Source organism: Nonomuraea indica, from assembly GCF_002850745.1.
GTDB lineage: Bacteria > Actinomycetota > Actinomycetes > Streptosporangiales > Streptosporangiaceae > Nonomuraea > Nonomuraea indica.
The window spans coordinates 72,106-78,235 of the sequence record NZ_KZ559487.1 but is presented as its reverse complement, the minus strand read 5'-3'; the positions used below and the strand labels follow the sequence as shown (position 1 = coordinate 78,235).

At 71.9% G+C, this 6,130-nt stretch carries 7 protein-coding genes; 6 read left to right on the top strand and 1 reads right to left on the bottom strand.

What is annotated here, in order from left to right; translation table 11 throughout:
• Positions 1-356: 356 nt before the first annotated feature.
• The 5 genes from pip (at position 357) to CXR44_RS34475 (ending at position 3,592) form a co-directional block, all read left to right on the top strand.
• On the top strand, positions 357-1,289 hold the full coding sequence (gene pip / locus CXR44_RS34495; RefSeq protein WP_101790348.1) for a prolyl aminopeptidase: 933 nt from the start codon (positions 357-359) through the stop codon (positions 1,287-1,289).
• Between the two features lie 149 nt (positions 1,290-1,438).
• Positions 1,439-2,119 (top strand): CBS domain-containing protein, encoded by a 681-nt coding sequence (locus CXR44_RS34490; protein ID WP_245899773.1) that lies wholly within the window; start codon positions 1,439-1,441, stop codon positions 2,117-2,119.
• On the top strand, positions 2,104-2,781 hold the full coding sequence (locus CXR44_RS34485; RefSeq protein ID WP_144070193.1) for a CBS domain-containing protein: 678 nt from the start codon (positions 2,104-2,106) through the stop codon (positions 2,779-2,781). The genes CXR44_RS34490 and CXR44_RS34485 overlap by 16 nt, the downstream gene beginning before the upstream one ends.
• A gap of 158 nt (positions 2,782-2,939) precedes the next feature.
• Positions 2,940-3,164, top strand: a complete 225-nt coding sequence (locus CXR44_RS34480) for a FitA-like ribbon-helix-helix domain-containing protein (protein WP_101790346.1) — start codon at positions 2,940-2,942, stop codon at positions 3,162-3,164.
• Complete coding sequence (locus tag CXR44_RS34475; protein ID WP_101790345.1) at positions 3,161-3,592, top strand: type II toxin-antitoxin system VapC family toxin; 432 nt, start codon at positions 3,161-3,163, stop codon at positions 3,590-3,592. Before CXR44_RS34480 ends, CXR44_RS34475 begins: the two co-directional genes overlap by 4 nt.
• On the opposite strand, the gene CXR44_RS39150 is transcribed toward CXR44_RS34475, so the two are convergent.
• The gene (locus tag CXR44_RS39150; protein WP_144070192.1) at positions 3,589-4,656 is read right to left on the bottom strand and encodes a nitroreductase/quinone reductase family protein; all 1,068 of its coding nucleotides are present in this window, start codon (positions 4,654-4,656) and stop codon (positions 3,589-3,591) included. The genes CXR44_RS34475 and CXR44_RS39150 overlap by 4 nt on opposite strands.
• 217 nt (positions 4,657-4,873) lie before the next feature.
• Between CXR44_RS39150 and CXR44_RS34465 the strand changes: the two genes are divergently transcribed.
• Complete coding sequence (locus CXR44_RS34465) at positions 4,874-6,130, top strand: sensor histidine kinase (RefSeq protein ID WP_101790344.1); 1,257 nt, start codon at positions 4,874-4,876, stop codon at positions 6,128-6,130.

The following is a 6,130-nucleotide window of genomic DNA, read 5'->3' as shown; positions in this document are numbered from 1 at the left end:
CCAGTCGAAGGACTCGGTCTGCAGGGCGAGAAGGTCAGGAACTTCGAGGGGCTCCTGGACGCGGGCGAACGAGACGCGACGGGGACCGGCGGGTACGGCGGAGGCGTTGCGCGAGGCTGCCAACAGATGTCCTTCCGGAGGCACGGATGGAATCGGAGTGCGCGCACGCCAAACGCCCCGGCGAACTCCGGGGCGTCACACGGCAGCGCGAGGGAGCAGCATAACGCAAAAAACAAACGAGTGTCTACACTTACTATCAGTGTCAACCTCGCTGCCGCCTTCAGCATGCCACGGCCGGGACGGCCCCGTCAACTTCCGCGGCCGACTTCCGCGGCCGGGGCGTTACCTTGGCGTCCATGTACTCCCCCATCGAGCCACACGATCAGGGCATGCTCAACGTGGGCGACGGCCACCAGGTCTACTGGGAGGTCAGCGGTAACCCGGCGGGCAAGCCGGCCGTGGTCGTGCACGGCGGGCCCGGGGCCGCGGGCTCGGCGAACTGGCGGCGCCACCACGACCCCGAGGCGTACCGGATCGTCGTGTTCCACCAGCGAGGGTGCGGTCGCAGCACGCCGGACGCCGGATTGCCGGAGAGCGACCTGTCGGCCAACACCACCCCGCACCTCATCGCCGACATGGAGCTCCTGCGCGAGCACCTGCGCATCGAGCGGTGGCAGCTGCTCGGGGCATCGTGGGGTTCGGCCCTGAGCCTGGCCTACGCGCAACGACACCGGCGGCGGGTGAGCGAGCTGATCCTGTACTCGGTCACCGCGGGGCGCCGCAAGGAGATCGAGTGGATCACCCGTGACGTCGGACGGATCTTCCCGCAGGAGTGGGAGCGCTTCCGCGACGCCGTGCCCGCGCAGGACCGTGACGGGAACCTGGCAGCCGCCTACGCCAGGCTCCTGGCCGATCCGCGGACGTGTGAGGAGGCCGCCCGTGCCTGGTGCGCGTGGGAGGACGCGCACGTGAGCCTCGACCCCAGGCATCGGCCGAGCCCGCTGTTCGACGATCCCGCCTTCCGCATGACGTTCGCGCGGCTGGTGACGCACTACTGGGCCAACGGTTGCTTCCTGCCGGACGAAGGCGACCTGGTGGAGCGGGCCCGCCTCCTGGAGGGCGTCCCCGGGGTGCTGGTCCACGGCAGGTTCGACGTGAGCGGGCCCCTGGGCACCGCCTGGGAGCTGCACAGGAACTGGCCCGGCAGCGAGCTCGTCGTCGTCGGCGAAGGGCACGGCGGGCCCGAGATGGCCGGGCAGGTCGTCGCCGCGACCGACCGGTTCCGCTGAGCCGTCAGGGCACGGCCGCGCATGAGCGTCCCGGGCCGCCGGCTGACCAACGACTGCCGGGCTCGGGACTTCCTTCCCTAACCCAGCTCTCTCTCACGAGGTGTGATGAAGGCACCAACGCCCACAGACGCGAGAAAGAGCCGACCACCATGCGCATGACCGTCGCGGACGTGATGACCAGCAAGGTCGTCTCCGTCACCGCCACCACCCCCTTCAAGGACATCGCCCAGGCGCTCATCGAGGGCGGCATCAGCGCCGTCCCCGTCGTCGACGACGACCGGCACGTGATCGGCATGGTCTCCGAGGCCGACCTGCTGCGCAAGGAGGAGTTCCGCGAGCAGTTCTACCGCGAGGGCTACCGCCCGCCGCTGCGCGCCCGGCTGCGCCACCCCAAGGGCCGGCAGAAGGCCGGCGGCGACACCGCCGGCGAGCTGATGACCAGCCCCGCCGTCACCGTCACCCCCGAGGCGTCGGCGGTCTCGGCCGCCCGTCTCATGGAGGCCCACGGCGTCAAGCGCCTCGCCGTCGTCGACCACAACGACCGCCTGCAGGGCGTCGTCAGCCGCCGCGACCTCGTCAAACTGTTCCTGCGGGGCGACGAGGAGATCGCCGCCGAGATCCGCGACGACATCCTCGACCGTTCCCTGTGGGTGGACACCGACGGCGTTCAGGTGGAGGTGCGCCAGGGCGTCGTGACGCTGTCCGGCTGGATGGACCGCCGCACCGAGACCGGCATCGCCGCCCGCATGAGCGCCCGGGTCAACGGCGTGGTCGACGTCGTCGACAAGCTGACCTGGAGGCAGGACGACAGCACGTGGGACGCCAGGTAGCCATGCTCGTCCGTGAGGTCATGAGCAGCCCGGCCATCACCGTGCACCGGACCGACCCGGTGCGGCAGGCCATCCGGGTCCTGTACGGTCACGGCATCACCGCCGCCCCCGTCGTCGACGACGGGGGCGGCCTCGTCGGTGTGGTCAGCGAACTGGACCTGCTGCGCGGCGAGTTCGGGCCCGACCCCCGCGCCACCATGACGCCCGCCGGCCCCCCGGACGAGCCGCCGCCGCGTCGCGTCCTGGAGGTCATGACAGGCGACGTCGTCACCGTCACCGCGACCACCGACGTCACCACGGCCATCGATCTCATGGTGGGCAGCCGGGTCAAGAGCCTGCCCGTCGTGGACGGCGACGCCGTGGTGGGCATGCTCAGCCGCCGCGACCTGATGGCGATGCTGGCCCGCTCCGACGAGGACCTGCGCCAGGCGGTCGTCGCCGCGCTGATCGAGCAGTATCCCTCCGGCCCGAGCTGGGACGTCGCCGTGCACGACGGCGTCGCCGAGCTGACCGGCCCACGCCACGAGCCGGCGGACCATCCCGCCAACCACGCGGGCGGCCACGCGGCCGACCACCCGGCCGACCACAACGCCGACCACGTCGCGGGCCTGCTCGCCCGCACCGTCCCCGGCATCGTCCGGGTCAGGCACCTCCGGAGCTGAAGCGCCCCAAGGCACGGAGGTCCGGCGTCACGTCAGTCGAGCAGGCACCGCGCCCAGCTTTGCAGCCGCCGCCCGGCCCAGGTCAGGCCCAGGTCAGGCCCAGGGCGTTGGCGGCGTTCCACCCTGCGCGCATGCAGCCTGCATGCTAACGTGGGGGTATGGCGATCATACAGATCAGGGACGTTCCGGAGTCCACCGAACGGACGCTCAAGGCGCGTGCGGAGCGCGCCGGTAAGTCTCTGGCGGCCTACCTCCGTGACCTCCTGAACGAAGAGGCCGCGCAGCCCACGACCGACGAAGTGATGGCCAAGATCGCCGCCGACGAGCCGGTGCCATACGACCCCGACTTCGTGGGCGAGACCATGCGCGAGGGACGCCGGTGAGCCTGGTCGTTGACGCCTCTATCGTGTTCCGCCTGCTGGCGAACGTGGAAGGCGACGATCTTCTCCGTCAGCGGCTGGCCCGCACTCTTCACGCCCCAGCACTGATCGACGTTGAGATCGCGTCGGTGGTGCGCGGGCATGTGATCACCAGCAAGCCCGAGGTACGCATCTCCGCCGAGCGGGGCCGCCTCATGCTGGAGCGGTACGCGGAACTCCCGATCACGCGGCATCCGATGCTGCCGTTGCAGCCGCGGGTGCTGGAGCTGCGCCACAGCCTCACGGCCTACGACGGGATGTACGTGGCGCTCGCCGAACTGCTGGGAATGCCGCTGCTCACCTGTGACGCGAAGTTCGCTGGTTCGACGGGTCACCACGCGGAGATCCACCACTACCCGCCGCCATCCCGCAAAAGAACATCAGCCATCTAGGACCGGAGCAGGCGCACCAGCGCTGCCCCGGTGAGTGCCGCCACCGTGACCGCCATGACCGCGCCGCCGAGCAGGCCGACGAGGACGCTCCACCAGCCAGGTTGTCCCTCGTGCCACAGCGGCGTGGTCACCAGGGCGAACGCCCCCAGCGCGACGAGCCAGGAGCCCGCGGTGGTGATCACCCACCAGAAGGCCCGGCGCGCGTGCCGGCGCAGCACCCGCCATTGCAGCAGCCCCATCGCGACCAGCAGGGTCAGCCCGAGCAGGGCGAGCACCGCGGGCGGCCACCGCAGCAGGCGGTCGCCGAGGACGACCGGTAGGGAGCCGACGACCCACGCGAGGACGGCTCCCGCTGCCGTCGCCCGTACCCAGTCACGGGTGGCGATCCCGGGCAGCGCGGCTCTCAACGCGTACGCCTGCGCCAGGCCGAGGACCGTGCCCTCCACGGCCCCGGCCATGACGATCGCCGTTCCCTGCAGGAGCGGCCCGATGCCCAGCATCCCCCATTCGGGTCCGGCCACCAGAACCCCAACCACCGCCGGCACGGTGAACCCGGCCAGCTCCCCCAGCGTGACCGCCCGCGTCCAGCGCCACCACAGACCCCCGCCGTTCGGGACCGGGGCCGGCTCCCGCGTCAGGAGGCGGATGGCGACGACGACGGAGCCGCCGGCCGCGGGGCCCGGCTCGACGGCGTGACCCTGCCGTTCGGCCGCCTCCGTGCGCGCCGGTTCGCGGCTGACCGTCGCGTGACCGTTCATCGTCACGTCTCCGAGGACGACCTGTACGGGGGCGCCGTCCTCGAGGTTGCGCCACCACAGCCGCGACGGCCTGCTGATCACCGTGAGGGTGTCCCCGTGCCGCTCGTACAGCACGGGAAGCCGGATGGCGGCTCCGCTCCTGCGGCCGGTGACGGTGAGCAGCATGACCCGCCCCGACAGCAGGTCGTGCAGCGGCGACCGGAGCAACCAGGCGACGAACGGGTTGACGAGGAGCGTCTGGAGACGGTCCAGCAGCTTCCACGGCGAGGTCGCGGACCTGAGCGGCGACGGCTCGTTCCGGCGCATCCGAGGCCTCCCTTCTCTTCGGCACCAGCGTGACGGCCGGGCCGGCCGCGGTCTGGAGACCGAGGTCACACCTTCGGGCGTCTTTGGACCCTTCTTGGGCGGCCGACGGGCCGGGCGCTATTCCGGTGACTCGGGCGTCCGTTTACGGCCCGTGCTTGTGATCGCGTCGGGGGCGATGGATCTTTGAAGCCGATTCGGCAGAAGGGCGTCACTCCACATGCAGCCACCCCCCGCGCGTGACACCGCCGAACGGGCCGCGGCGGGCGGGCGGGGGTCGCTCGGCTGGCGGGATCCGCTGTTCCTGGCGGCCAGGCCCAGTGGCGAGCGGGTGCGCCGGTTCGTCGCGATGCTGCTGATGCTGCAGCGCCTCAGCTACCTGCTGCCCGCGGTCGCGAGCCTGTTCGCGGACGAGACGCTCTTCGCCGACGGCGGCCGCAACGCGGTCCTGCTGGCGCTGGCCCTGGTCTGGAACGTGACGCTGTTCCGCTGGGTGGCGCGGCGCGGCTGGTTCACACCCCGGGCGGTGGTCATCGACGTGCTCGCCACGTGCGTCTTCATGGTCGGGGTGACCGGCGTCTGCCTGCCCGAGTCGGGCACGTGCGTGCGCAACTGGTCCTCTCACGCGCTTCTGGCGACGGGGGCGCTGATCGGCGCGGTCAGCGAGCGTCTGGTCCACTTCGCCGCGCTGCTCCCGCCGATCGTCGTCTACGCGGTCGCGCACGCCGGCGATCTCGGCGGGCTCGTCCCGCCCGCGCTGGAGCTGGCGGTGCGGGTCAACGGCTACGTCTGGTTCGCGGTCATCGTCTTCTTCATCCGCCGCTACCTGGCGGCCCAGGCCACGCGGCTGGACGGGCTGGCCGAGCAGCGGCTGGCGGCCGAGGCGGAGCGGGTCGCCGAACGGGCTCGGCTGGCGCACTACCGGCAGTTGCACGACACGGTCCTCGCCACGCTGACCGCGATCGCCCGAGGCGGGCTGGATCACCACACGGAGGAGGTGCGGCGGCGCTGCGCGGCCGACGCGGCCTACGTGCGGGCACTGATCAGTCAGGATGCCGCGGGCCCCGCCAACGGGCTGAGCAACGGCCTGGCCCGGGCCGTGGCCGGGGCGGCGGGGCTGGGGTTGTGCGTGCGCTACGCGGCCGGTGCGCTGCCCGAGGATCTGCCCGCCGACGTGGCGGTGGCCATGGCGGAGGCCGCGACGGAGGCGCTCAACAACGTGGCCCGGCATTCCGGGGAACGGGAGGCCTGGCTCACCGCGGTGGCCGTGGACGGCGTGGTCACCGTCCGCGTGGTGGACCGGGGCAGGGGCTTCGCTCCCGGCGGGGTGGAGCACGGTTACGGGCTGCGTTCCTCGGTCGTCGGACGCATGCGGGAGATCGGCGGAAGAGCGGAGATCATCACGGCTCCCGGTGAAGGGGTGTGCGTCGAGCTCAGGTGGCCTGACCCCGCCCGGAGCCCGGGCGGACGTGCGTGA

Coding starts and splice junctions, on each gene's coding strand:
- pip (WP_101790348.1), top strand. CDS start 357: ATGTACTCCCCCATCGAGCCACACGATCAGGGCATGCTCAACGTGGGC.
- CXR44_RS34490 (WP_245899773.1), top strand. CDS start 1,439: ATGCGCATGACCGTCGCGGACGTGATGACCAGCAAGGTCGTCTCCGTC.
- CXR44_RS34480 (WP_101790346.1), top strand. CDS start 2,940: ATGGCGATCATACAGATCAGGGACGTTCCGGAGTCCACCGAACGGACG.
- CXR44_RS39150 (WP_144070192.1), bottom strand. CDS start 4,656: ATGCGCCGGAACGAGCCGTCGCCGCTCAGGTCCGCGACCTCGCCGTGG.
- CXR44_RS34465 (WP_101790344.1), top strand. CDS start 4,874: ATGCAGCCACCCCCCGCGCGTGACACCGCCGAACGGGCCGCGGCGGGC.